Origin of the sequence: Enterobacter cancerogenus (assembly GCF_019047785.1) — a bacterium.
Lineage (GTDB): Bacteria > Pseudomonadota > Gammaproteobacteria > Enterobacterales > Enterobacteriaceae > Enterobacter > Enterobacter cancerogenus.
The window spans coordinates 487,173-510,205 of the sequence record NZ_CP077290.1 but is presented as its reverse complement, the minus strand read 5'-3'; the positions used below and the strand labels follow the sequence as shown (position 1 = coordinate 510,205).

The following is a 23,033-nucleotide window of genomic DNA, read 5'->3' as shown; positions in this document are numbered from 1 at the left end:
TGAAGCTGTCTGGCTTTCTGATAATCGCCCTCAACGAAAGGTAATACAGACCGGGTTTGTAACCGGGCGTGTTGCCTCAACCCTGAGCGAAGGAGAGAACGATGGCTTATCTGCAAATCACCCTGGATATCAGTAATGAAAACCGTGCGGCAGCGGCGGGGGTATACCAGAAATACAAAACCCCGTTTCTGACCACCATCGAGGGTGCCACCTCTAAAGAGCTGCTTGTCCGTGACGAGGATGTCCAGGTGCTGCACGGCTTTAAGACTGTGGCGCAGGCGCAGGCATACCTTAGCAGTCCGCTGTTCACGCAGGATGTCGTTGCAGGATTGAAACCCTATTTAAACAGCGCGCCTGACGTACGTATTTTCGACGTCATGTAATGATATTTCTGAGACAAAAAATAACCGGAGTTTTCAATGTTCTTGAACTGGAATGAATATCGCAGTGGCCTGCTCGCCACCATCGGCAAATTTGCCAAACTGCAGCCAGAGTTTATGAAAGGCTTTCAGCAGATGGATAAAGGGGCGTCAGAAAACAAGCACCTCGATCCTAAAACCCATGAACTGATTGCACTGGCCGTGGCCGTCACCACCCGCTGTGACGGTTGCCTGGCCGTACACGTGGACGCTGCGGTTAAGCACGGTGCCACGCGTGAAGAGATCGCCGAAGCGCTGGCCGTTGCCATTAACCTGAACACCGGCGCAGCGCTGACGTATACCGCGCGAGCTCTGGATGTGTACGATAATCTGCCGAACAAATAGGCCTGCAGACGGCCCCCTACAGGGCCGTCTAATCACTGACTATGATGTTACTGAATTCTGATTTTTCGCAGCGTGCGATCGTTACTCCGGACGATTATCAGTGGATACCTTCTCCCCAGCCCGGCGTTGAGCGCGTGATGCTTGACCGGATTGGTCGCGAGCAGGCCCGCGCAACCAGCCTTGTCAGGTATGCGCCCCGATCCACATTTCCTGCACACAGCCATCCCGGCGGAGAGGAGATTCTGGTGCTCGACGGTATCTTTACCGAAAACGGGGTCGACTATCCTGCCGGCTGGTATCTGCGCAGCCCGGACGGTTCTTCTCACCAACCCTCAAGTCGCGACGGCACAACCATTTTCGTCAAGCTGCGCCAGATGTCTGCCGGTGAGCGCCAGCCGGTCAGGATAAATACGCAGGAGCCAGCTAACTGGCACGGTCAGCCGCAAAGACAAATCTGCCCGTTATTCTCCGGCACTTCAGAAACCGTGCTGCTTCAGAAGCTTGACCCGGGTGAGCGGATCTTCTGTGCACCGCTTGTTGGCGGAGCAGAGATCCTTCTTCTGCAAGGGGAACTCCATGCGCCGGAAGGTTGCTATGGGGCAGGAAGCTGGCTGCGGTTTCCGTCGGGTGATATGCCTGCTCTTATAGCCACCGCCTCTGGCGCACTTTTTTATCTGAAAACGGGACATCTCAGCCCGACAACCCTGACCGGAGCGACATTATGAAGCAGAGCGCTGTTATCATTGGTGCGGGCATAAGCGGCCTTTATGCCGCCACGCTGCTTGAAAAAGCGGGTGTTGATTATGTGATCCTTGAGGCTCGTGACAGACCGGGCGGGCGCGTGCTGTCAGGCCTGGAACTGGCGGGTGCCTCCGCTGGCATTCATGTCGATATGGGGGCAGCGTGGTTCTGGCCTGCTATTCAACCGGACTTCGCACAACTGATCGAGCGACTTAATCTTCCGGTAATCGCGCACGGCCGCCCGGGAGACATGCTCTACGAGCGCCAGCTGGATTCGCCCCCCGAACGCTACCCGTCATGGGAGAGCTCCCCGGCGTCTTTCAGGCTGAAGGGAGGAATGCAGACGCTGACGGCGGCACTTAAAAGTCAGATCCCGGCTGAGAAGATTAAAACCGGCCATCAGGCGATGGCGGTTTCCCGGGCCGGCAAGGAAGTGCAAGTCCATACCCGTTCCGAAGGCAGTAAAAAGGCCGTGTTTTCCGGTGAGCATGTCTTCCTCGCTTTGCCTCCCGCCCTGGCAGCGAAAATAGATTTCAGACCAGCGATGCCGGAACAGGTGCTGTCGAACTGGCGGAAAACTCCGACGTGGATGGCTCCCCATGCGAAATATGTCGCTGTATATAAAACAGACTTATTTCATGCACGACAGCTTTCCGGCAATGCAGGAAGCCGAGTGGGGCCAATGGTTGAGATCCACGACGTATCCGAGCCAGATTCGGGCAAAACGGCGATTTTTGGTTTTATTGGCGTACCGGCAAAATCAAGATGGACAGTCAGCGAAGCTGTTCTCAAAAGCCTTTGCCGGGGGCAGCTCGTACGCTTATTTGGACAGGATGCGGCAGAACCTGAAGCTGAGTATATAAAAGACTGGGCAGCCGATCCGTTTACTGCAACGGAATTTGATCTCCTGCAGGAGGTCGGGCACGCAACGCCTGAGCAACTTCCCACCAGGGGGGTGTGGTCCGGTGAGATAACAGGTATCGCCAGTGAATGGTCGCCACAATTCTCGGGCTATCTGGCAGGCGCTATTGACTCTGCATTAACGGGTGTTCAACGCTGGCTACAACTGAAATAACCCCCGTGAAAATGGTTTGTAGCCTTTCGAACCGGAGAGGGGTTGTAGAAAAACATGCGTATCCGGTTTGATAATACGTCTGCTATGGCTTCTGAAAGGTCCGTTTCTGGCACAAAGCTGACACTCTACCCGGGGTCAAGTTAGTTAAGAAACTGACTTTAGGTGATTTTGTAATACTCTGGTATTAACGTGTCGCTTGTGTGTCATGCTTGAAAAAGGTCAGAGGACATTCAAATCAGAGTCGGCATTCGCAAACGCCATTCGGGACTGATCAAGGCTCCCAGCGTTTTCCTGTTGAACCTGCTGTTCTGCATTTTCTTATGCCTGCAGCTGTGCCTGTCTCTCAGTTTGCTGCTCTGCCTCATACTGGGCGTGTTGTTGCGCCCTGAGTTGAACCTGTTGTTGCGCTTCAATTTGGCCTGCTGGGCATCCTTCGCCTGCTGGATCTTCTGCTGTTTAACGATCGCCTTGTCTCGATCTTGAGGAGTTTGCCCCCATAAAGCAGGAAATCGTATGCAGTCGCTCTTTTGGCGAACGAGTCACAGAATACGAGCAGATGAGGCAAGCGATATGCTTTTACGCGGCCCGTGGTGGTGAAAAACTACGTGGTGAGTACCAGTATTGTCGATTCATTTCTGCATTCGTGAAAACCTCTCCTTTTGCGCTTAATGAGCCGTATTACGGTAATAGTAGTGCGTCAATGAAACTTCTCACTCCCACTCAGGATTCCCGCGACATCATCAACGCCGCGGTGAAGTGTCTGGACAAAATTTGGAGGGATGGTCACCGATACCAGAAAGCCGGCATCATGCTGGGTGACTTCTTTAGTAAGGGTGTGGCTCAGCTAAACCTGCTTGATGAAATAGTATGCTTCGCCCATATCTTCGGCGGCGGCTATGCGGCGGGGTATTACGCCTATCTCTGGACCCAGATGCTGGCAGACGATGGCTATCAGTGGTTTGTCGAGCAGGGTGGTTTGACTCGCGAAAACGGGCAAAAATTACGCGAGGCCATTTTGTCGCGCGGGAACAGCACTGATTTAGCTGAACTTTATCGCCAGTGGCGCGGGCACGATCCGAGGATTGAACCGATGCTGGAGAATCGCGGATTAAGCGATTAGGTTCAATACTCAGACTCCCCGCGCAGTGAGATGGCGCGGTTTCAGCACCAGCCGCTTCTGATAGCATCAGTCCCTTACAGCGTAGCGGGCCATACGAGCCCGCTACGCCTGCAACAATCTCTGTGCCACGCTCTGCCTTACAGTAAGGGCCACAGCAGTGCGGACAGAGTTGCCAGCCCACCCAGCACCACCAGAAACACCGTCACGCCGCGCAGCTGTGACAGCGCAGTGCGGGTGTAAATCAGGTAGGCGGGGATCAGGAACAGGATCACCGCAATCAGCGGCCCGCATAACGTTTCAATCAGGTTAAGCACGTCCGGGTTCGCATAAACGATACCAAAGGTCAGCAGGAACAGTACCAGCGAGGCCACGCGCTTACTGGTGGTGGCCTTCTTACCTGATACGCTGGCCGCCAGCTGGCCGAACGTCTCTGCCACCGACAGACCTACACCCAGGAAGGATTTGGTCATCCCGATGATAGCGATGAACGGGGCCACGTAATAAATCAGGCTGAAGTCACCGCTTCCTTTCATCACGGACAGCACGTTCAGGTTCTGCGCCTTCGCCTGCGCAAAGCTGTCATGCGGGATGCTCAGCATACAACTCAGCACAAAGAAGATGATGCTGGAGAAGATTGCCACATAGGCCACGCGGAGCACGAACAGAGCCTTGCCCTCGCCCTCGTTTTTCTTCTCACGATAGTATGAGGTGAGCGGGGAGACCATCGGCGCACAGCAGAATGAGAAGGTGATCAGCGGCAGCGTCAGCCAGATGCCCTTCATGGTTACCGACAGCGGGGTGCTCTTCACCTCAGCGACCGCGCCGGTGAGATTGGACAGATGCCAGCCCGGAATGAGTGACACGGCGATCAGCATCACAGACACAGCGAACGGCAACGCCAGCGCACTCATGGTGGCCACCACCTTATCGCGCCCCTTGCTCAGTACCACATACAGCGCGGCCACCACGATAAACGTCAGCGGGCCACGGCTGATACCGCTCATGTGAAGGTGCTCGGTGAGGAAATTATCCAGCGCGTTGACCAGCGCGACCCCATACACCAGGGTAACCGGGAAGAAGGTGATACAATAGAACAGGGTCATCAGCTTTTCGCCGCGCCCGCTGAAGAAGGAACCGAAAATCGGCAGCGTGCCGTTTTCAGTTTGTTCCTCACGCATATACACCCGGCACAAGAGCAGATGGGGCAGCAGGGATAAGGGCAGGCCCAGCAGCAGCATCACCAGGAAGATGACCGGGCCGCGTGTCCCGATCTCCACGGGGAGGAACAGGGTTCCCGCGCCGACCGCCGTGCCATAGAGACCCAGCGTCCACAGGTTGTCCTGCCAGCGCCAGCTGCCGCGCGTTGTAATGTTGCCAATGGTGGTTGGTGCTGTATTCATAATGCTTACCGCTTAGTTAGTGGGAGATGACGACTTGCAGCCCAGCGGTGCGGGGACTGACGAAGAACATGCCAGGAATGAAATAAAAATGAGATGCCAGTAGCGGCAAAAGGACGCACGAAATAATGAACTCGAGTGAAGATATTAAATAATATTCGCCGGTCATCTTGCCAGTAATCGGCGGACAGATAATGTTACCCGCGCCGGGGAACAGCGCCAGAGTCATGAATTCCGGCACTTTTACATCATCGGTGGGGAAGAGTTGCTTTCGCATACCGTGAACCTTGTGAGTAAACCTGTATGCATTTATCATTATTTATTGATGTTGCGTTAACAGGCGGTTAATAAGGAAAGGCATTTGCTAAATTAATGAACAAATAACGCCCGACTTTCCCTGCCTGCACGCCTGTTAATTAAAAATGAATACCTTACTTATTAATTACCACAAGCAATCCGGATGCTGAAGAAATTGCTTATTCGATGATTTTATAGCGCGCGTCAACATTCATGCCTAACCCGTATTAAAACAGCAGATTTAAAACATTACCGTAACTCTTGTGTATCACACGCCAGGAAATCATTGTAAGTGGATGTTTTTACACCTCAGCGAACCGCTTCGATTAATTCTGGTCCCTGATTCTTCACATTTCCCACTGCACGCGTAACGGCATGCCAGATGAAGGTGTCGGCGGGCACTGCGCCGTCCGCGGCAATGTCTTCTGCTTCCTTCCCGCCTATATCCTGCCTCATCCATTCGCGTGCCGCGTCGGGTGATAACACCAGCGGGCGGCGGTCGTGGATATCGACCAGCCCCATATCGGCGGCAGAGGTGACAATGAGAAATCCTTCAGCGTCATCACCACGTTCAAACGGCGTACTGCCGATCGCCGCCATAAAAACAGGCTTTCCGTCGGCCCGGTGAATGAAATACGGCTGTTTTTTGCCATCTTCCTTCTTCCACTCGAACCATCCATCCGCAAAGCAGATGGCTCTGCCATGCTGCCAGAGTGGTTTAAACATCCTGCTGGTGGCTGCGGTTTCAACCCGCGCATTAATCAGGGGGGGTTTATCCCACCATCCGGGCGCATAACCCCAAAAAACGGGATCGAGATGCAGTTTTTCATCGCGTTCGCTCAACAGCAGGACTTTTGTCCCTGGCGCCACGTTGTAACGGCCAATGGGTTCCGGGTCATAGGCAATGTCGCGATCGCCTTCCCCGGCAAGGTAAGTAAGATACTCTTCACGGCTCTGCGCTTGTGCAAAACGTCCACACATAGACACCTCTCTCGAAACGACATACTGAAAGTATAGGGCAGGGGAAAGAGGAGTTGATCGGCTTGTCATGAATGCTATTTGTACTCACTCTCTACTTTTTTGGGTATTGCAGAAAAGACAGACATAATTTCGACAGGAGGAAGCGCCCTTCAGAGGATAATTTGACTATCTGACGAGACGAGCTAACCTTAATAACTGTGTGCAAACGGGATAACGTTAAATATTCTGTCAAGGTGAAGAGTAAAAATAAGAGTATTTACCGTGAGTGATGATGGAGAATATATCTTACTTTCCTCGTGCGTTATTTATGTTGCGACGGAAGGTGGAGGTGAGAATAGTCTTAAATTAGAGTTGGAGCGCGTTAATTCGACGACAGACTTTTATATGATGATTCTGGAAGCGCCCGTTACGCGCCGTTATTACGCTATTTCAAACTGCGGATAATACCGCCGCAGTCATCATGTTTTACTCAATGTTTATTTCACAACGATCCTGTTGCGGGTATGACACGTCCATTTTTTCTGTGCTCGGTTGAGCCAGGCATTTTAGCTAAAAATACTATAAGTGAGGCAGAGCATGTTTAAACACGTCAAACAACTTCAGTATACCGTACGCGTTGCAGAGCCCAACCCGGGCCTTGCCAATCTCCTGCTTGAACAGTTCGGCGGCCCTCAGGGCGAGCTGGCGGCGGCATGTCGTTATTTTACACAGGGGCTGGGCGATGACGATCCAGGTCGCAAGGATATGCTGCTGGATATTGCGACCGAGGAGTTAAGCCACCTGGAAATTATCGGCACCATGGTTGGCATGCTTTATAAAGGTGCCAAAGGCGAGCTGGCGGAAGGCACTGAAAATGAAGCGGAACTTTATCGTTCCATGACGGCGAATGGTAACGACAGCCATATCACCGCACTGCTGTACGGCGGCGGCCCGGCTCTTACGAACTCTGCCGGTGTACCGTGGACGGCAGCCTACATCGATACCATCGGCGAACCGACCGCGGATTTACGTTCAAATATTGCCGCAGAAGCCCGTGCAAAAATTATCTATGAGCGACTCATCAACGTGACCGACGATCCTGGCGTTAAGGATGCGCTGGCCTTCCTGATGACCCGTGAGGCGGCGCACCAACTCTCTTTCGAAAAGGCGCTTCAGTCTATCCGTAATAACTTCCCGCCGGGCAAACTGCCGCCGGTAGAACAGTACACCAACAAGTACTACAACATGTCTTCGGGTGGCGAAGTTCGCGGCAGCTGGAACAGCGATAAATACTTCGACTACGTGGAAGATCCACAACCAGCCGTTGATGGCGGAACGGGCGATGCGGAAGTGAAATTGACCGCTAAGCAGAAAACCATGATGAAGGCGATGGTCAAACGCACGCAGTCCGACCCGCAGGCTGACCCGCTTACCGGCGCTGAGCTGGGGGCAGGGAAGAAAGAGGTTTAAGCATTGCCCAGGGTTCCGTTCGCCTTATGAGGTGAACGGAACCTTCCACTGAACTCCACAGTACTTACCGATTTGAAAAACTACCCGCCAATCACCTACGCGATCTCATTCGGACAGGCTTCGCCTTTCTCCAGCTGCTGCAAATTCCCCAGCGTCGTTTCCGAAATGCTGATCAGCGCCTCGGCGGTAAGAAAGGCCTGATGCCCGGTGAACAGCACGTTATGGCAGGCCGACAGACGGCGGAACACGTCATCCTGAATCACGTCATTGGATTTGTCTTCAAAGAACAGGTCACGTTCGTTCTCATAGACGTCCATACCCAAGGCACCAATCTTCTGGGTTTTCAGCGCTTCAATCGCCGCCTGTGAATCAATCAAACCGCCGCGGCTGGTGTTGATGATCATCACCCCGTCCTTCATCTGGTCAAAAGCCGTCTGGTTTAGCAGGTGATAGTTTTCTGGTGTCAGCGGGCAGTGCAGGGAGATCACATCAGACTGGGAGAACAGCGTCTGAATATCAACATACTCCACGCCCATCTCCAGCGCGGCAGCGCTTGGGTACGGGTCAAAGGCCAGCAGGCGCATACCAAAGCCTTTCAGAATGCGCAGGGCGGCTACGCCAATCTTACCGGTGCCGATGATCCCGGCGGTTTTGCCGTACATGGTAAAACCGGTCAGCCCTTCGAGAGAAAAGTTCGCATCACGGGTACGTTGATAAGCACGGTGAATACGACGGTTCAGCGACATCATCATGCCGATGGCATGTTCCGCCACCGCTTCCGGTGAATAGGCCGGTACGCGAACGACCTTCAGACCCAACTCTTTCGCCGCATCCAGATCCACGTTATTGAACCCGGCGCAGCGCAGGGCGATATATTTCACCCCCTGTTTTTTCAGCTCTTCCAGCACCGGGCGGCTGCCATCATCGTTGACGAAGATACAGACGCCTTCACAGCCGTGGGCGGTTTTGGCAGTTTTCTCAGTCAGCAGAAAGTCGAAAAATTCAAGATCGAATCCGTAAGCCTCGTTAACATGTTGCAGATACTTTTTGTCGTACTGCTTTGTGCTATATACCGCGAGTTTCATAAGACTTTCTCCAGTGATTTTACATTCACGTTAGCATGATTAAAATAATCTTACAATTTATAAAATTTTATTGAATTCAATAAGTTCTATGAATAATGATAGAGCATCTATCCTTAAAAATGACAGTCTCTTCAACTGACTGGCTAATCATGCGACAATGATCGGCAATGTCGGCTTAATTCTTTCGCTAAATCAGGATATTAACTGCCCATGAGGGGTAAATACAAAGCCGCGATCGCGCTCCTACTGCTGTTGATCGTTTTGCCGCTGACGCTGCTGATGACGCTCGCCCAATGGGTACCGACCCTTGCCGGGATCTGGCTGCCGGTAGGGACGCGCATCGCCTTTGAAAAAAGTCCTCGTCTGACCCGCAACGCCCTCGTTATTCCGGATCTCCGCTATCTGGTAGAAGACTGCGAAATTGCCCGTATTCAAAACGTCACGCTGTCGCACCCCAGCCGCTGGGCGCTGGACGTCGGCGCGCTTGAGCTGAACTCCGCGTGTCTGAGTAAACTGCCCGAGTCCGCCCCGTCCACCGTCGCGCCAAAAACCCTGGCCCAGTGGCAGGCGATCCTGCCGAACACCTGGCTGACGATCCACCGCCTGACGCTCTCCCCCTGGCAGCAGTGGCAGGGGGAGCTTCGCGCGTCCTTAACCCCGGCCAGCCAGACTCTCACCTATAAAGGCGAGCAGGTGAGTATTCAGGGGCAGCTTCGCGGCCAGAATCTGACCATCAAGCAATTCGACATTCACCTGCCGGACCAGCCGCAGCCCGTGACGCTGGTGGGGGAATTTACCCTGCCGCTGGTGCCGGACGGCGCGCCGGTTAAAGGGCACGCGCAGGCCACCTTCAACGTGCCACACTTATCGTCTCTGGTCGATGCCGAACTGGAGTGGGCGGACAATCAGGGGCAGCTGGTGGTCATGGCGAGGAATAACCCCGACCCGCTGCTCGACCTGCCCTGGCAGGTCACCGCCCGGGAGCTGACCATCAGCGACGGTCGTTGGAACTGGCAACAGCCAGGTCTGCCGCTGAGCGGACGCGTTGGGCTGAAGATTGATAACTGGCAGCAGGGGCTGGAAAAAGCGACCTTCACCGGACGCCTGAACGTGCTGACGCAGGGCGATGCCGGGAAGGGCAACGCCGTACTGACTCTTGGCCCCGGCACGCTGAGCATGGATAACAGCCACATGCCGCTGCATCTGAGCGGCGAGGCGAAACAAAACGATCTGATCCTCTACGCCAAACTTCCGGCGACGCTGACCGGAAGCCTGGCAGATCCCATCCTGGAATTCGCCCCCGGCGCGCTGCTTCGCTCGCGCGGACGCCTGATTGATTCGCTGGATATCGACGAAATACGCTGGCCGCTCGCGGGCGTTAAGCTGACGCAAAAGGGCGTGGATGGCCGTCTGCAGGCGATATTACGCGCTCATGAAAACGAGATGGGCGATTTTACCCTGCACCTGGACGGCCAGGCGCAAGACTTTTTACCCGACAGCGGGCTGTGGCAGTGGCGCTACTGGGGCAACGGTAACTTCACGCCGATGAACGCACGATGGGACGTCGCAGGGAAAGGAGAATGGCGCGATCGGGTGATTGCGCTGACCGATCTCTCCACCGGTTTCGATAAGCTCCAGTACGGCACGATGCTGGTCAGCAAGCCGCGTCTGGTGCTGGAAAAACCGGTGCGCTGGCAGCGCAATCCTGCCCATCCGGCCTTCAGTGGGGCGCTGTCGCTGAAAGCGGGACAAACCACCTTTTCAGGCGGAAGCCTGCTGCCGCCCTCGGTACTGAATTTTAGCGTCGACGGGACTGACCCGACCCTGTTCCAGTTCAAAGGGGATCTTCACGCCGATGCCATTGGGCCGGTGCAGGTCAATGGCCGCTGGGACGGTGAGCGTCTGCGCGGTCAGGCCTGGTGGCCGAAGCAGTCCCTCACGGTATTTCAGCCGCTGCTTCCGCCAGACTGGAAGATGACGCTGCGCGACGGCGAACTTTACGCGCAGGTGGCCTTCTCGGCGGCGGCGGACCAGGGATTCGAGGCGGGCGGCCACGGGGTGGTAAAAGCCGGTAGCCTGTGGATGCCCGACAACCAGATCAACGGCGTCGATTTTGTTCTGCCGTTCCGCTTTAGCGAAGGTACCTGGTCGCTGGGCACGAGGGGGCCGGTGACGTTGCGCATTGGCGAAGTGCAAAATCTGGTGTCCGCACATAATATCACCGCCGATTTACAGGGTGACTACCCCTGGACCGACGACAACCCGCTGCTGCTCACCAACGTGAAGATAGAAACGCTCGGCGGCAAAATCACCCTTCAGCAGCTGCGTATGCCGCAACATGATGCGGCCCTGCTGCGCGTGGACAATATCTCCTCCAGCGAGCTGATTAGCGCGGTGAATCCCAAACAGTTTACGATGTCTGGCCCGGTCAGCGGAGCGCTGCCATTCTGGCTCGACAACGAACGCTGGATTATCAAAGACGGCTGGCTGACCAATCCGGGGCCTATGACGCTGCGTATTGACAAAGATACGGCCGACGCCATTGTGAAAGACAATATGGCCGCAGGGGCCGCCATCAACTGGCTGCGCTACATGGAAATCACCCGGTCGTGGACAAAGATCAATGTCGATAATCTGGGGGTCTTAACCCTGCAGGCGGCGATCAAGGGCACCAGCCGGGTGGATGGCAAAAGCGGTTCGGTCAATCTGAACTACACCCACGAAGAGAACGTTTTTACCCTCTGGCGCAGCCTGCGCTTCGGGGATAATCTGCAAACATGGTTTGAGCAACATGCGGCCATACCGGGTATCCGCAGTTCGACCGGCAAGGAAAGTGAGGAACAACAATGAAAAAGATGGCAGGTGTACTCACCGTGGCCGTTGCCGTGCTGCTCTCGGGCTGTACGCCGCGTATTGAAGTGGCGGCACCGAAAGAGCCGATCACCATCAATATGAACGTCAAAATCGAGCATGAGATCCACATCAAGGTCGATAAAGACGTAGAAACCCTGCTGAAAACGCGCAGCGATCTGTTCTGAGGATGCCATGAAACGATTACTACTGATTTTACTGGCGCTGGGAATGAACGTGCAGGCCGCGACGCTGACCTTAAACGAAGCACGCACCCAGGGCCGGGTGGGGGAAACCCTGAGCGGCTACCTGGCGCCGGTTAAGCAGGATCCAGACACGCTGGCGCTGGTGAAAAGCATTAATGCCGCACGCACCGAGAGCTACCAAAAGCTGGCCGACAGCAACAACCTGCCGGTGGATGAAGTGGCGAAAATGGCCGGGCAAAAGCTGGTGGCCCGTGCGCAGCCGGGCGAGTACGTGAAGGGGATTAACGGTAAGTGGCTGAAAAAAGAGTGAACTGAAAAAATCTAGCGGCAGCGTTTACGGTACTCGCCGGGCGAGACGCCGAAACGCTGCTTAAAGGCGGTGGAAAAATGGCTGTGATCGGCAAAACCCCAGCTGTAGCCAATGCCCGCCAGCTTCTCGTCGTCGCCGGCTGAACGCAGCATCTGCGCGCAGAGATCGAGTCGACGGTTTTTAATGTACTGCGCCACCACCAGCCCTTTCTCGGCGAACATACGATACAAACTGCGCACCGACATCCCACTCTCTGTGGCGATCCACTCCGGGCGCAGCGCGTCTGACTGAATATGGTCGTCTATCAGGGAAAGCACGTTCTGGAACTGACGTTCCTTGCGCGGCTGCACCGCGTCGCGTTGCTGAAATGCCGGGCGCAGCAGGCAAACCATCGCTTCCAGCGCCGCTTCGCTTTCGACCTCACTCAGCCCGGTATTGCCCATACTCTCCTGAAGCAGACGATGGCTCAACTGCACGGTCGGCAGGCTGCGGGAAAGCGTGAGCGCGCAGCTCACTTCCTGAAAGCGGCACTGCTGTTCAATGATCTGACGCGGCACGAGCAGAGAAATCTGGCGGGATTTGTCCTGCCAGTAAATCGAGCAGGGGCGCGAGGCGTCCAGTAGGGTGATATCGCCCGTTTTAAGACTTGAGCGCCGCCCGTCCTGTTCAATCTCCGCGCTGCCGTCGAGCTGAAACACGGTATAGAACCACGCATCGTTGCCGTGGGCAATTTCCCGACGGGTGCGGAACAGATTAACCCCGGCTGCGGTGACGGTGCTTAACTTCAGGCTGCGGGCATAGCTGGTTTCCAGTTCACCGATAAACTCTCCCTCTAAAGGACGCGCATCAAACCGGCCGCACGCCTGGTTAATTTGCGCCAGCCATTGCTGATACTTTTCCTGTTCGCTCGCACACGCCATGGTTTCTCTCGCCGCACCGTCAATGTTTTCGCATTGTTGCATTTGTGTTGCATTTTGTCTGGCCTTCGAGGCTGACTATAGGAAAGAACGCTCATGCGGAACAGCGATATAAGCGGTAATTATCACGTTTTGCGGAGCCTGTCACAGGTGGCAAAGCGAATGTCACACAGACAAAAGCGGGATGGCAAAACCCCTCTTAGACTGCATTAACATCCTGAGAAGAATAACCAAGGAGTACCCGATGTCTGAATCACAGGTAGCCGTTCTGCCGTGCGTGCAACAGTTTCTCGACCGTCACCATGGCCTGTGGATCGAAGGGCGCGAAGTGGCGTCTGACGGCGAAAAACGCCTGAACGTCTATAACCCGGCGACGGGCGAGGTGATTGCCTCAACGGCGGATGCCAGCGTGGACGATGTGGATCGCGCGGTGATGTCTGGCTGGCGCGCTTTTGTTTCGCGCAGCTGGGCGGGAAAACTGCCCGCCGAACGCGAGCGCATTCTGCTGCACTTTGCCGATCTGGTCGAGCAGCACGGCGAGGAGCTGGCGCAGCTTGAAACGCTGGAGCAGGGGAAATCCATCAACATCTCCCGCGCCTTTGAGGTCGGCTGCACCCTGAACTGGATGCGTTACACCGCCGGGCTGACGACCAAAATTGCGGGCAAAACGCTCGATCTCTCTATTCCGCTGCCGCAGGGGGCGCGTTATCAGGCGTGGACCCGTAAAGAGCCGGTCGGGGTGGTGGCGGGGATCGTACCCTGGAACTTCCCGCTGATGATCGGCATGTGGAAAGTGATGCCCGCCCTGGCGGCTGGCTGCTCGATCGTTATCAAACCCTCAGAGACGACGCCGCTGACCCTGCTGCGCGTGGCGGAACTGGCGAGTGAGGCGGGTATTCCGGATGGCGTGTTCAACGTCATCACCGGCAGCGGAGCCACCTGCGGTGCAGCCCTGACGTCGCATCCGCGCATCGCCAAGGTGAGTTTTACCGGCTCTACGGCGACGGGGAAACAGATTGCGCGTACGGCTGCAGAGACGCTGACGGGCGTCACGCTGGAGCTGGGCGGTAAAAACCCGGCTATCGTCCTGAAAGACGCCGATCCGGCATGGGTCATTGAAGGGCTGATGACCGGCAGCTTCCTTAATCAGGGGCAGGTCTGTGCGGCAAGCTCGCGCATCTATATCGAAGCGCCGCTGTTTGACACGCTGGTGAGCGGGTTTGAACAAGCGGTTAAATCCCTCAGCGTCGGGCCGGGCATGTCGCCGCAGGCGTTTATTAATCCGCTGGTCTCCCGCGCCCACTGCGATAAGGTCCAGACCTTCCTTGATGAAGCCGCCTCCCGAAAGGCCGAGCTTATTAGCGGCAGCCGCGGCCCGGACGGTAAGGGATACTATGTTTCACCGACGCTGGTGGTTAACCCGGACGCGTCGCTGCGACTCACCCGTGAAGAGGTCTTCGGCCCGGTGGTCAACCTGGTGCGGGTCGCGGATGGCGAAGAGGCGTTACGGCTGGCTAACGACACCGAATATGGCCTGACGGCCAGCGTCTGGACGCAAAACATCAGCAAGGCGCTGGAATACACCGACAGGCTGCAGGCCGGCACCGTCTGGGTAAACAGTCATACCCTGATCGATGCCAACCTGCCGTTCGGCGGCATGAAACAGTCTGGCACCGGGCGTGACTTTGGCCCGGACTGGCTGGACGGCTGGTGCGAAACGAAGTCGGTGTGCGTCCGGTATTAAAAAACAAGCCGGGTGGCGGGTTTTGTAGGCCGGGTAAGCGCAGCGCCAACCGGCTTCATTTAAAGCGACATTTAGAGCGACCACCGATCCCGCCCGGTCTCCTTCGCCCGATACAGCGCGGCGTCAGCGCGGGCGAGAAGCTCCGTTCCGGCCAGCCCTTCGGCCATCTCTGCGATCCCCATGCTCACGGTAACGTATTCGCTGGCGTTTGAGGCGCTATGCGGGATTGCGGCGGCACGCAATTTCTCCTGAATACGCAGGGCAACCTGCTCAGCCCCCCGTAACGGGCAATCGAAGAGGATCACCACGAACTCTTCGCCGCCGTAGCGGGACACCACGTCATTCGGCGTGCGCACCGACTGCTTCAACACCTGGGCTACGGACGTTAAACAGGCATCCCCCGCCTGATGGCCGTAGGTGTCGTTGTAACGCTTGAAAAAATCGACATCAAGCATGATCAGCGAGAAGGCCTTTTTGCGTTCGGTCGCATCCTCCAGCAGGGTCTCCATCGCCCGGCGATTCGCGGTCTGGGTTAACGCATCAAGATGTGCGAGCGCGTCCAGACGCAGGATCAGGCGCTGATTCTGCTGGTTCCGCCGCCAGGCCTCTTCAAACCAGCGGTGCAGAATAACCCGCCCGCAGACGAGGATGAGCGTAAACACCCCCCAGATAACGGCAAAGCGCAGGTTAATCCCGTGGTTGAGCGCAATACTGGCCACCGACAGCGCAATCCACAGCGGCAGGAGAAATGCCAGCAGCCCTGACGGGTAAAAATAGAGCGCCGTCATTCCCGCGAGCATCAGGATCACATAGACAGGCCAGGCATGAGGGAGTTGAGCAACCGCGATGAGCCAGTAGCTGCACAACGACCACAGCAGGCTGCAGATAAACAGCACGATGCCGATACCGGCAATATGCCGCCAGGCCATCACCACCAGCGTGGCCGAAAGTAAAATGATGCCCAGCATCGCGGTGTCGACCATCGTCGTCAGCGATCTGGACGCGCCCAGCAGCGTATCCATGTTGCCCACGATAGTGTTACGCAGCAGAAGCATGACCGCCAGGCTCAGGTTCACAAAGGCCAGCCACGGGAGATTCATTGCCAGACCGTGGCGCACCATCGATTTGTGGGTGGGCCATGTCGCGAGTTCAGGCGTCGTATTGCGTCTTTTTTCCATGAAGGTGGGATCCCGTCCGGGGGGGCGTGCATGCCAGAGGTTTATCTTTAACTATAAGCAGCCTCGACTATTCATCAAATCAATGAGCATAAAAAACCGGGCGTTGCGCCCGGCGTGATGGTTATTGCTGTTGCTCTTTTTTCTTACCCAGCGTCGGCGTTTCGTCGAAAAAGTTCCACGGTTTGAGCAGGGTATGTACCCATTCTGTCGGCATGATCGGCCACTCCTCCGCGCGGGCAACGTGGGTGGTGCCGGTGGTCATCCAGACCACGTCATCCTGGTCGTTCACCGACTCGTTATCCTTGCTGTACTGCCCCAGGCCGGTATCGTGGGTTGAACGGTTCGGGAATTTGCCTTCCGGGTACATCTCGTTGGGATGGTAACGCGTTACCCACAGCTGCTTATCCATAAAGCTCAGACGGTGGTAAATCCACTCGTCCTGGGCAAACTTCGCGCCGGTGGCAACCGGGTGCGTGCCGCCCGCGTACGGGATAATCTGGTATGAAACCGGGTTGCCCATGCGATTCTCTTTCGTTGTGTTACTCAGCAGACGAATGGTGCCCGGGTCGAATTTTTGCGCGGCCTGCAGTTCACTGTCGATATCGTACTGATTGACCTGCATGGTGCTGGTGCGGGGACCGCCTGCGGTATTCGGCTTCACTTCCGGATCCATCGCCACCAGCTTGTTATTGGTTCCGTCCACGTCCAAATCCAGACGGAAGTTATAGATGTGCTGATGCGTGGTCCCCACGATGTTGTGGTCGATCAGCGTTCCGTATCGGGTGTCATCTTTGGCGGTGGCGTCATGCATGGTTTTCGCCTGCACGCCTTTAACCGCCTCGATCCCCGTCGCGCCTGCATCAATGCCGATGGTGCCGTTTTCGTGGAATACCCAGTCGAAGATGTAGTCGTAATTCCCCACGGTGCTTACCCAGCGCACCACCAGCTCGCGGCGCTCGGCGCTGACGTTCGGCTGGCCCATCTCCTGATGCTTATACTCCGGCCCGGCATAGCGTTCAAAAATGGCGATAGCACGCGGGATATCCATCGGTGCGCCGGTGTAGTCGGGGATTGTCTCGTTCAGCAGTACGGCGTTAGTGGGCACGTCTTTGCCGCGCACCAGCGGTGAGGTCAGGGTGCCCATACCGTAGTCCCCGGAATCAAGATAGGCTTTGAAGTACCAGCCCACATCCGGGTCGCCGTACGGAACAATCATCCCGCCCAGCGATCCCTGGTACATCACCTGACGTTTTTTACCGTTATCGTTGTACGTAACGGTTGAGAGCATCGGTCCGACGCGCGAATCCAGGCTCAGGTGGAAATCCCAGTTCTGCCAGTGGACCATATCGCCGGTAATGGTGTAGTTCTTGCCCTCTGGCTCGATGATCTCCAGCGGTTTTTTGGCTGTTTCAATGCGGTCGCGGCCATCATAAGGGCGGGGCGTGAGCGGTACGGGGACCACCGGGCCTTCCTCAATTTTCTGGATTTTCTTCTGTTCGAGATCGACCACCGCGACCAGATTTTCAATAGGGTGCGCCCAGTAGTTGCCATCGCCCACGTCAAGGTAGCTCACCACTTTCAGCAGACGGTCCTCTTGTTTCAGGCCATCTTTCCCGTCGAAATAGCCCACGGTCAGCGGGGTGGTGATCACCTTCTTCGTGTCGGTGATACCGCGTTTTTTCAGCACCGAAGCAAACTCTGCGCTGTCGTTAATAATCTGCTGCACGGTAGCAAAGTCGTCCAGCAGGACCATGCCGTGGGCGTCTTTGATGGTTTCCCAGCGCAGGATCTTCTTATCCTTCAGGTCCACCAGGCTTTCGATGATCTGTTTCCCGTCCAGCAGGGTGAGGTTCGCCTGGCGGGGAGCGTCGACCGCCGTGCCGTTGAGCACAAAGTCCCAGACTTTGGCTTTCTCCGGTTCGGCCAGCGCAATCTGGGTGAAACGGGTATTGGGTTTGAAGTCGGCAGAGGCTTTCACAATCTCAACAGCCTGTTTGATCTCCTCCGCTGTCAGCGCATTGAGGGGATGAGGGCGCTTTTCTACCTGGAACGTCTGGTCAAGGCCTGACTGAAACACATCGTTGATAAAGGTCTCCGGGATAAACGCCTGGTTATTCTTCATCACGACAGGTACCTGCAGCGTCAGCGGCTTGCCGTTAACAATGGCGGTTTTCGCGCCCGGCTTAACCTTCACAAACGCACCATCTTTCGAGAGGGTGAACATTTGGGCGTAATCATCCCACTGCACATCCGCGCCAAAGTCTTTCAGCGTTTTTTCCATCGGCACCATGTGCGCCTCGCTGCCGTGAGCGAAAACAGGGGATTGCCACGCGCAACACAGCGCAATGGCCATCGCCAGCGCCGTTCTACGGGCAGAAAAAGTAGCATTGCTTCCCATCGTAGACCTCATCTTGTTGTGTTTATTGTGTTGTGTCAGCCTTATCCTGACAGCAGCCTGAGAAAAGCGTTTGCCTGCATCTGCCAGGTTATTTGTCAGGTTTGCCAGGTTAAAAAAAGAGCGGGGTGACGTCACACCCCGGCAGGCCGTCGTTGGCCGGGTAAACGTCGCGTTACCCGGCAGGAAAGACGGTGAAGGAAAGGGATCAGACGTCGCCGTGCTGGCGGGCGACCAGCGTCAGAATGGAGTAAAGGGCCACGGCCTGCTGGTGCTGGTTGTAGATTTCCACTGACCACTCCACCACGCCGGTCGGTTTTTCATCGGGGGTGCGCTGTTTCTTCAGCGTTTTGCGCTTACAGGTCAGACGCACCTGAATGGTGTCGCCCGGCTTCACCGGCTCGATAAAGCGCAGGTTCTCCATGCCGTAGTTGGCGATGACCGGGCCGACGCCCGCATCAACAAACAGCCCGGCGGCGGCGGAGATCAGGAAGTAGCCATGCACCACGCGCTCACCAAAGATGGACTCGGCAGCGCCGATTTTGTCCATGTGCGCGTAGAAGTGATCCCCGCTCAGACAGGCAAAATTCACGATGTCGGTTTCCGTCAACGTACGGCGCGGCGTCAGCAGGCTGTCGCCAGGCTGAAGCTCCTCGAAGTATTTGCGGAACGGATGCACGCGGTCTTCCTGCACCTCTGCGCCGCGCACCCACTGTTTACCGATGGCCGCCAGCATCGAAGGGCTGCCCTGGATCGCGGTGCGCTGGAGGTAATGCTTCACGGCGCGCAGGCCGCCAAGCTCTTCGCCGCCGCCCGCACGACCCGGACCGCCGTGCACCAGCTGCGGCAGCGGTGAACCGTGCCCGGTTGACTCTTTTGACGACGCCTCGTTGAGGATCTGAATGCGTCCGTGGGCGCGCGCCGCGCCGGCAATGAACTGCCGCGCGGTGGCGGGTTCTGCCGTGACCAGCGTGCCCGCCAGGCTTCCGCCGCCCGCTCGGGCAAGCGCCATTGCGTGGTCGGCATGGCGATAAGGCATCAGCGTGGCGACAGGGCCAAAGGCTTCGATGGCATGGACCGCCGAGGTTTCATCCGGCTGCGGGCAGAAGAGTAGGGTCGGCGGGAAGAATGCCCCGGCGGCGTTCAGGTCGGCTTTTCCGCCAAGGCGGATCTGGCAGCCCGCGGCCACCAGGCGATCCACGTTGGCCTGCACGTCGGCACGCTGATCGCTGTTGACCAGCGCGCCCATTTTGACCCCTTCCTGCGCCGGGTCGCCCATCACCACCTTTTCCAGCCGCGCAATCAGCGCCTGGCTGACGGCCTCCGTCTGGCGCTGAGGAACCAGTATTCGGCGGATGGCGGTACATTTTTGCCCGGCTTTGGCGGTCATCTCACGCACCACTTCGCGAATAAACAGCGCAAACTCCGGCTGCTCCGGCGTGACGTCTTCACCCAGCACGCAGCAGTTCAGCGAGTCTGCTTCCATGGTGAACGGAATCGAGTTCGCCACAATATTAGGATGAAGGCGCAGGCTTTGCCCTGTTGAGGCCGAGCCGGTGAACGTCACCACGTCCTGGCTGTCCAGGTGGCTCAGCAGATCGCCTGCGCCGCCGCAAATCACGCTGATTGCACCGTCCGGCACCAGGCCGCTGTCGACGATCGCTTTCACCATCGCCTGCGTCACCTGCGCGGTGGCGGTGGCGGGCTTAATGATGGCGGGCATGCCGGCAAGCCAGGTGGGGGCCAGTTTTTCCAGCATACCCCAGCACGGGAAGTTAAAGGCGTTGATATGCACCGCCACGCCGGCTTTTGACGTTAAGACGTGGCGGGCGGCAAATCCGCCCTCTTTAGAGAGCGGGATCAGCTCGTCTTCCGGCCACAGCGTATCGTCCGGCAGCTCGCGGCTGCCGAGGCCTGCATAGGTAAACAGAGTGCCGATCCCGCCCTCAATATCCACCCAGCCATCGGCACGGGTCGCGCCGGTCTGGGCGGACAACGTATAAAACTGCTTTTTCTGGCTCAGGAGGTGCTTCGCCACCGCCTTCAGCATGGCGGCGCGTTCAATAAAGGTCATCGCGCGAAGTGCTTCGCCCCCGCGCTCGATGGCGTAGCGGCGCGCGGCCGCCATATCCAGCCCTTCGCTGGTGACTTCCCATAAGGCTTCACCGCTGATGGCGTGATGAATCGTGCGCTCACGGCCCCGGCCAGACTGCCAGATGCCGGACAAGAAGCTGGCTAACTGCTGCATCGCTTATCTCCAAGTGTTTCGTAATTTCACTATAGATAGTTTGATCATGAATCATAAAAATCAAGCTGAGTTTTAAAGAATTGTTAACATTGTGATCTGGCAGGAGGAGAAGAGGCGCTTTAAACGCCCGCTGGCAGGCCTTGTGTGAAAAGCCTTGCGAGCCACGTCACAAAATAAACAAACACATCTTGGGGTTATATTTAACCTTTGTGTAACTTTTATGAAACGAAGTGATTCATCATTTTGCCTGTTTAAATAAATTTACGAATCATAAGGTGATGACGTGACGCAAGAACAACGCTTTGAGCAGCGCATAGAGCAGGAGACAGCCATCGAGCCACAGGACTGGATGCCTGACGCCTACCGCAAAACGCTGATCCGCCAGATTGGTCAGCACGCGCACTCCGAAATCGTCGGCATGCTGCCGGAGGGGAACTGGATCACCCGCGCGCCGACGTTGCGCCGCAAAGCCATTCTGCTGGCGAAGGTGCAGGACGAAGCCGGGCACGGGCTGTACCTCTACAGCGCGGCGGAAACGCTGGGCTGTGCGCGGGAGGACATCTACCAGAAGATGCTCGACGGCAAGATGAAATACTCCTCGATCTTCAACTACCCCACCCTGAGCTGGGCCGACATCGGCGTAATTGGCTGGCTGGTGGACGGCGCGGCCATCGTCAACCAGGTGGCGCTTTGCCGTACCTCGTACGGGCCGTATGCCCGGGCGATGGTGAAAATCTGTAAAGAAGAGAGCTTCCACCAGCGTCAGGGCTTTGAAGCCTGCATGGCGCTGGCACAGGGCAGCGAATCGCAGCGCCAGATGTTGCAGGACGCCATTAACCGCTTCTGGTGGCCCGCGCTGATGATGTTCGGGCCAAACGATGATAACTCCCCAAACAGCGCCCGCAGCCTGGCCTGGAAAATCAAACGTTTCGGCAACGATGAACTGCGCCAGCGTTTTGTGGATAACACCGTCCCGCAGGTGGAGATGCTGGGCATGACGGTGCCGGACGCCGATCTGCATTTCGATGAACAGAGCGGCCACTACCGCTTTGGCGAGATCGACTGGCAGGAATTTGACGAGGTGATTAACGGGCGCGGGATCTGTAACCACGAGCGTCTGGCCGCAAAACGTAAAGCCTGGGACGACGGCGCCTGGGTGCGCGAAGCCGCCCTGGCGCACGCAGAAAAACAACACGCGCGCAGCGCAGCGTAAGAGGAAACATCATGAGCAATGTCTACTGGCCGCTGTACGAAGTGTTCGTACGCAGCAAACAAGGATTATCCCATCGTCACGTGGGCAGCCTGCATGCCGCCGATGATCGTATGGCGCTGGAAAACGCCCGCGACGCCTATACCCGCCGCAGCGAAGGCTGTTCCATCTGGGTGGTGAAGGCCAGCGAAATTATTGCCTCTCAGCCCGAAGAGAGCGGTGAATTTTTCGATCCGGCCGAGAGCAAGGTCTATCGCCATCCGACGTTTTACACCATCCCTGATGGCATCGAGCATATGTGAGGTTGGGGATGAATAACGTATCTGCATACGCCCTGCGTTTGGGCGACAACGGTCTGGTGTTGTCCCAGCGTCTTGGCGCCTGGTGCGGTCACGCGCCGGAGCTGGAAATTGACCTCGCGCTGGCGAATATCGCCCTCGACCTGCTGGGCCAGGCGCGCAACTTTCTGACCTACGCCGCCGAGCGGGAAGGCCAGGGCGATGAAGATTCGCTGGCGTTTGGTCGCGATGAACGCCAGTTTTGCAATCTCCTGCTGGTGGAGCAGCCGAACGGCAGCTTCGCTGACACCCTTGTCCGCCAGTACCTGATGGACGCATGGAACGTGGCGCTGTACGAACGCCTGATCCACAGCAGCGACGCCCGGCTGGCCGCCATTGCCGCCAAAGCGATTAAAGAGGTGCGCTATCACCTGCGCTTTAGCCGCGGCTGGCTGGTGCGTCTGGGCGACGGCACGGCGCTCTCCTCGCAAAAAATGCAGCAGGCGGTGAACAGCCTGTGGCGCTTTACGGCGGAGCTGTTCGACGCCGACGACGTTGAGCTGGCGCTGATCGCCTCCGGCGTGGCGGTTGATCCGCGCACCCTGCGCGAGCCGTGGGAACGTGAAGTGTTCGCGGGTTTACAGGAAGCCACCCTGAGCGTCCCCGATGAAGCGGCGTACCGCACGGGGGGCAAACGTGGCCTGCATACCGAACATCTGGGGCCGATGCTGGCGGAGATGCAGTATCTCCAGCGCGTCTACCCCGGTCAGCAGTGGTAAAGGAGAGCG

Annotated in this window: 21 protein-coding genes and 1 pseudogene; 14 read left to right on the top strand and 8 right to left on the bottom strand. The window is 56.8% G+C overall.

The window, feature by feature from the left end:
- Nucleotides 1-101 precede the first annotated feature (101 nt).
- The 6 genes and pseudogenes from I6L58_RS02315 (at nt 102) to I6L58_RS22880 (ending at nt 3,700) form a co-directional block, all read left to right on the top strand.
- Nucleotides 102-383 carry a hypothetical protein gene (locus I6L58_RS02315; protein ID WP_047343910.1) on the top strand — a complete coding sequence of 94 codons (282 nt, stop codon included), beginning with the start codon at nt 102-104 and terminating at the stop codon, nt 381-383.
- Between the two features lie 36 nt (nt 384-419).
- The gene (locus tag I6L58_RS02310) at nt 420-764 is read left to right on the top strand and encodes a carboxymuconolactone decarboxylase family protein (protein ID WP_007712977.1); all 345 of its coding nucleotides are present in this window, start codon (nt 420-422) and stop codon (nt 762-764) included.
- A gap of 41 nt (nt 765-805) precedes the next feature.
- On the top strand, nt 806-1,489 hold the full coding sequence (locus I6L58_RS02305; RefSeq protein WP_088207358.1) for a cupin domain-containing protein: 684 nt from the start codon (nt 806-808) through the stop codon (nt 1,487-1,489).
- Nucleotides 1,486-2,580 (top strand): flavin monoamine oxidase family protein, encoded by a 1,095-nt coding sequence (locus tag I6L58_RS02300; protein ID WP_088207357.1) that lies wholly within the window; start codon nt 1,486-1,488, stop codon nt 2,578-2,580. Before I6L58_RS02305 ends, I6L58_RS02300 begins: the two co-directional genes overlap by 4 nt.
- A gap of 466 nt (nt 2,581-3,046) precedes the next feature.
- Nucleotides 3,047-3,442 (top strand): annotated as a pseudogene (locus tag I6L58_RS02295) (DinB/UmuC family translesion DNA polymerase); the annotation flags it as partial.
- A complete protein-coding gene (locus I6L58_RS22880; protein ID WP_254082171.1) occupies nt 3,416-3,700 on the top strand; it encodes a M3 family metallopeptidase in 285 nt (94 codons plus the stop codon). The pseudogene I6L58_RS02295 and the gene I6L58_RS22880, both read left to right, overlap by 27 nt.
- Nucleotides 3,701-3,837: 137 nt before the next feature.
- On the opposite strand, the gene I6L58_RS02290 is transcribed toward I6L58_RS22880, so the two are convergent.
- The 3 genes from I6L58_RS02290 to I6L58_RS02280 all read right to left on the bottom strand — a co-directional run bounded on the left by I6L58_RS02290 (nt 3,838) and on the right by I6L58_RS02280 (nt 6,375).
- Nucleotides 3,838-5,100, bottom strand: a complete 1,263-nt coding sequence (locus I6L58_RS02290) for an amino acid permease (RefSeq protein WP_088207355.1) — start codon at nt 5,098-5,100, stop codon at nt 3,838-3,840.
- 16 nt (nt 5,101-5,116) lie between these two features.
- Nucleotides 5,117-5,374, bottom strand: coding sequence for a branched-chain amino acid transport system II carrier protein (locus I6L58_RS02285; protein ID WP_176399404.1), 258 nt, complete (start codon nt 5,372-5,374; stop codon nt 5,117-5,119).
- 329 nt (nt 5,375-5,703) lie between these two features.
- Entirely contained in the window at nt 5,704-6,375 is a 672-nt protein-coding gene (locus I6L58_RS02280; RefSeq protein ID WP_088207353.1) for an SOS response-associated peptidase, read from the bottom strand.
- 576 nt (nt 6,376-6,951) lie between these two features.
- Between I6L58_RS02280 and I6L58_RS02275 the strand changes: the two genes are divergently transcribed.
- The gene (locus I6L58_RS02275) at nt 6,952-7,824 is read left to right on the top strand and encodes a manganese catalase family protein (protein ID WP_088207352.1); all 873 of its coding nucleotides are present in this window, start codon (nt 6,952-6,954) and stop codon (nt 7,822-7,824) included.
- Between the two features lie 95 nt (nt 7,825-7,919).
- On the opposite strand, the gene I6L58_RS02270 is transcribed toward I6L58_RS02275, so the two are convergent.
- Complete coding sequence (locus I6L58_RS02270; RefSeq protein WP_088207351.1) at nt 7,920-8,909, bottom strand: 2-hydroxyacid dehydrogenase; 990 nt, start codon at nt 8,907-8,909, stop codon at nt 7,920-7,922.
- A gap of 210 nt (nt 8,910-9,119) precedes the next feature.
- Here I6L58_RS02270 and I6L58_RS02265 point away from each other — a divergent pair, with 210 nt between their 5' ends.
- From I6L58_RS02265 to I6L58_RS02255, 3 genes are read left to right on the top strand one after another with little or no spacing between them, the layout of a single operon-like run.
- Nucleotides 9,120-11,759, top strand: a complete 2,640-nt coding sequence (locus I6L58_RS02265; protein ID WP_088207350.1) for a YdbH family protein — start codon at nt 9,120-9,122, stop codon at nt 11,757-11,759.
- The gene (locus I6L58_RS02260) at nt 11,756-11,947 is read left to right on the top strand and encodes a YnbE family lipoprotein (protein WP_006175056.1); all 192 of its coding nucleotides are present in this window, start codon (nt 11,756-11,758) and stop codon (nt 11,945-11,947) included. Before I6L58_RS02265 ends, I6L58_RS02260 begins: the two co-directional genes overlap by 4 nt.
- 7 nt (nt 11,948-11,954) lie before the next feature.
- On the top strand, nt 11,955-12,275 hold the full coding sequence (locus I6L58_RS02255) for a YdbL family protein (protein WP_006175057.1): 321 nt from the start codon (nt 11,955-11,957) through the stop codon (nt 12,273-12,275).
- 11 nt (nt 12,276-12,286) lie between these two features.
- On the opposite strand, the gene feaR is transcribed toward I6L58_RS02255, so the two are convergent.
- On the bottom strand, nt 12,287-13,195 hold the full coding sequence (feaR, locus tag I6L58_RS02250) for a transcriptional regulator FeaR (protein WP_088207896.1): 909 nt from the start codon (nt 13,193-13,195) through the stop codon (nt 12,287-12,289).
- A gap of 241 nt (nt 13,196-13,436) precedes the next feature.
- Between feaR and I6L58_RS02245 the strand changes: the two genes are divergently transcribed.
- Entirely contained in the window at nt 13,437-14,936 is a 1,500-nt protein-coding gene (locus tag I6L58_RS02245) for an aldehyde dehydrogenase family protein (RefSeq protein ID WP_088207349.1), read from the top strand.
- A gap of 71 nt (nt 14,937-15,007) precedes the next feature.
- Here I6L58_RS02245 and I6L58_RS02240 read toward each other — a convergent pair whose 3' ends face one another.
- From I6L58_RS02240 to paaZ, 3 genes are all read right to left on the bottom strand, one after another.
- On the bottom strand, nt 15,008-16,114 hold the full coding sequence (locus I6L58_RS02240; protein ID WP_088207348.1) for a GGDEF domain-containing protein: 1,107 nt from the start codon (nt 16,112-16,114) through the stop codon (nt 15,008-15,010).
- Between the two features lie 121 nt (nt 16,115-16,235).
- Nucleotides 16,236-18,512 carry a primary-amine oxidase gene (gene tynA / locus I6L58_RS02235; RefSeq protein WP_088207347.1) on the bottom strand — a complete coding sequence of 759 codons (2,277 nt, stop codon included), beginning with the start codon at nt 18,510-18,512 and terminating at the stop codon, nt 16,236-16,238.
- A gap of 205 nt (nt 18,513-18,717) precedes the next feature.
- Complete coding sequence (gene paaZ, locus I6L58_RS02230) at nt 18,718-20,757, bottom strand: phenylacetic acid degradation bifunctional protein PaaZ (protein ID WP_088207346.1); 2,040 nt, start codon at nt 20,755-20,757, stop codon at nt 18,718-18,720.
- 283 nt (nt 20,758-21,040) lie between these two features.
- Between paaZ and paaA the strand changes: the two genes are divergently transcribed.
- Genes paaA through paaC form a run of 3 tightly spaced genes read left to right on the top strand, consistent with a single transcriptional unit; the run spans nt 21,041 to nt 23,024 of the window.
- Nucleotides 21,041-21,970: a 1,2-phenylacetyl-CoA epoxidase subunit PaaA gene (gene paaA, locus I6L58_RS02225; protein ID WP_088207345.1), complete on the top strand. Its 930-nt coding sequence runs from the start codon at nt 21,041-21,043 to the stop codon at nt 21,968-21,970.
- A gap of 11 nt (nt 21,971-21,981) precedes the next feature.
- On the top strand, nt 21,982-22,269 hold the full coding sequence (paaB, locus tag I6L58_RS02220) for a 1,2-phenylacetyl-CoA epoxidase subunit PaaB (protein WP_006175064.1): 288 nt from the start codon (nt 21,982-21,984) through the stop codon (nt 22,267-22,269).
- 8 nt (nt 22,270-22,277) lie between these two features.
- Complete coding sequence (gene paaC, locus I6L58_RS02215; RefSeq protein ID WP_088207344.1) at nt 22,278-23,024, top strand: 1,2-phenylacetyl-CoA epoxidase subunit PaaC; 747 nt, start codon at nt 22,278-22,280, stop codon at nt 23,022-23,024.
- The last annotated feature ends 9 nt before the right edge of the window (nt 23,025-23,033 follow it).

Coding starts and splice junctions, on each gene's coding strand:
- I6L58_RS02315 (WP_047343910.1), top strand. CDS start 102: ATGGCTTATCTGCAAATCACCCTGGATATCAGTAATGAAAACCGTGCG.
- I6L58_RS02310 (WP_007712977.1), top strand. CDS start 420: ATGTTCTTGAACTGGAATGAATATCGCAGTGGCCTGCTCGCCACCATC.
- I6L58_RS02305 (WP_088207358.1), top strand. CDS start 806: ATGATGTTACTGAATTCTGATTTTTCGCAGCGTGCGATCGTTACTCCG.
- I6L58_RS02300 (WP_088207357.1), top strand. CDS start 1,486: ATGAAGCAGAGCGCTGTTATCATTGGTGCGGGCATAAGCGGCCTTTAT.
- I6L58_RS02290 (WP_088207355.1), bottom strand. CDS start 5,100: ATGAATACAGCACCAACCACCATTGGCAACATTACAACGCGCGGCAGC.
- I6L58_RS02285 (WP_176399404.1), bottom strand. CDS start 5,374: ATGCGAAAGCAACTCTTCCCCACCGATGATGTAAAAGTGCCGGAATTC.
- I6L58_RS02280 (WP_088207353.1), bottom strand. CDS start 6,375: ATGTGTGGACGTTTTGCACAAGCGCAGAGCCGTGAAGAGTATCTTACT.
- I6L58_RS02275 (WP_088207352.1), top strand. CDS start 6,952: ATGTTTAAACACGTCAAACAACTTCAGTATACCGTACGCGTTGCAGAG.
- I6L58_RS02270 (WP_088207351.1), bottom strand. CDS start 8,909: ATGAAACTCGCGGTATATAGCACAAAGCAGTACGACAAAAAGTATCTG.
- I6L58_RS02265 (WP_088207350.1), top strand. CDS start 9,120: ATGAGGGGTAAATACAAAGCCGCGATCGCGCTCCTACTGCTGTTGATC.
- I6L58_RS02260 (WP_006175056.1), top strand. CDS start 11,756: ATGAAAAAGATGGCAGGTGTACTCACCGTGGCCGTTGCCGTGCTGCTC.
- I6L58_RS02255 (WP_006175057.1), top strand. CDS start 11,955: ATGAAACGATTACTACTGATTTTACTGGCGCTGGGAATGAACGTGCAG.
- feaR (WP_088207896.1), bottom strand. CDS start 13,195: ATGGCGTGTGCGAGCGAACAGGAAAAGTATCAGCAATGGCTGGCGCAA.
- I6L58_RS02245 (WP_088207349.1), top strand. CDS start 13,437: ATGTCTGAATCACAGGTAGCCGTTCTGCCGTGCGTGCAACAGTTTCTC.
- I6L58_RS02240 (WP_088207348.1), bottom strand. CDS start 16,114: ATGGAAAAAAGACGCAATACGACGCCTGAACTCGCGACATGGCCCACC.
- tynA (WP_088207347.1), bottom strand. CDS start 18,512: ATGGGAAGCAATGCTACTTTTTCTGCCCGTAGAACGGCGCTGGCGATG.
- paaZ (WP_088207346.1), bottom strand. CDS start 20,757: ATGCAGCAGTTAGCCAGCTTCTTGTCCGGCATCTGGCAGTCTGGCCGG.
- paaB (WP_006175064.1), top strand. CDS start 21,982: ATGAGCAATGTCTACTGGCCGCTGTACGAAGTGTTCGTACGCAGCAAA.
- paaC (WP_088207344.1), top strand. CDS start 22,278: ATGAATAACGTATCTGCATACGCCCTGCGTTTGGGCGACAACGGTCTG.